The organism is Pseudescherichia vulneris NBRC 102420 (genome assembly GCF_000759795.1).
Taxonomy (GTDB): domain Bacteria; phylum Pseudomonadota; class Gammaproteobacteria; order Enterobacterales; family Enterobacteriaceae; genus Pseudescherichia; species Pseudescherichia vulneris.
The window spans coordinates 1-1295 of the sequence record NZ_BBMZ01000052.1 but is presented as its reverse complement, the minus strand read 5'-3'; the positions used below and the strand labels follow the sequence as shown (position 1 = coordinate 1295).

The 1295-nt window shown below is 59.8% G+C and carries 1 protein-coding gene; it reads right to left on the bottom strand.

Annotated features, from left to right (window positions below; all coding sequences use genetic code 11):
- Nucleotides 1-106 precede the first annotated feature (106 nt).
- On the bottom strand, nt 107-1087 hold the full coding sequence (locus tag EV102420_RS20785; protein ID WP_042396238.1) for an IS110 family RNA-guided transposase: 981 nt from the start codon (nt 1085-1087) through the stop codon (nt 107-109).
- Nucleotides 1088-1295 lie beyond the last annotated feature (208 nt).

The window sequence follows — 1295 nt, the reverse complement described above, 5'->3', positions numbered from 1 at the left end:
GTAGATACTGTTATCGCCTGCAAGCTTTTTTATGTACCGGGTTCCCGGATTGCAGGCATGCCAGCCACAGCGCCGTCAGGCGCTGTTGTTTCTTCCCTTCATGCCTTTAAGCCGTTACGCCGCAGTGTCTTGATGCATCGAACGGCTCGCCTGACTTCAGCACCCCCCAGGCCACCTGCGCCAGCTTGCGCATCATCGCCCCGATTATCAGCCTGGCTCCCTTACCGTTATTTTCCAGACGCTGCCTGAACGCCCTGCCCCACGCGGTTTTATACAGGGCCACTATCGCCGGCATGTACAGCGCCCTGCGCAGCGATACATGACCCGCTTTGCTCATCCGGCTTGTGCCCCTCACGCTGCTCCCGGACTCATGCCTTCGCGGCGTCAGCCCCGCGAAGGCAGCGAACTGCCTTGCCTGACCGAACCGTTCCTTCAGACCGATGTACGCCAGCAGAACCGCTGACGTCCTCTCCCCGATACCCGGGATGCTGTTCAGCAGCCTGCGGCGGTACTTCATGTCCGGGTCATCGTCTGTCAGGTCCTTTATCTGTTTTTCCAGACGCTTCAGCTCCGCTTCCAGCCACAGAAGATGGGCGTCGATACTCGGGCGCTGCACGTCACGGGCTGTATCCTGACGGTTCAGCTCCTGGGTGTGCATGTCCGTCAGCGACTGGTGGCGCAGCACCAGTGCCCGCAGCGCACGTTCAACCGGGTGGGGGGCTTCCCACGCCGCCGGACGCTTCTGGCGACAGAACTCCGCCAGCATCCGGGCATCAACTGCATCCGTCTTGCTGCGCAGCCCCTCGCTCTGCGCGAAGGCCTTACCCAGGGCGGGATTAATGACGGAGACAGTGAAGCCGGCATCGCTGAGGCGGGCAGCGGCGTCTTCCATATAGGTGCTGGTGGCTTCCATGCAGATATGGGCCGGGGCAGCCTGATGGCTGTTCAGCCAGCGGACCAGCTCATCGTGGCCCTTCGGGGTGTTGGCAAATTTTTTGCTGCGGTGACGACCATCAGGCCGCAGCACATCGACATCCAGCTTCGCTTTAGAGACATCGATACCGATATAGTGAAGTTCCTGTTCCATAGTGAAACCAACCTTGTGAATGCGGGTTACCGGGAATAAACCGGTCCATGATACTGTCCGGTCTGTCACTTGTGGAGAACGGCAGTCCGCTGCATAAATCTACGGTACAGGTTGTGAGCCTCAGGCCCGGTACGGCATGCGGACTGCATGGCAGAAAGAGCTGGCCGGCTCTTTCTGCACAGGAAGGATAATACAAGGCCCGGTAAGC

Coding starts and splice junctions, on each gene's coding strand:
- EV102420_RS20785 (WP_042396238.1), bottom strand. CDS start 1,087: ATGGAACAGGAACTTCACTATATCGGTATCGATGTCTCTAAAGCGAAG.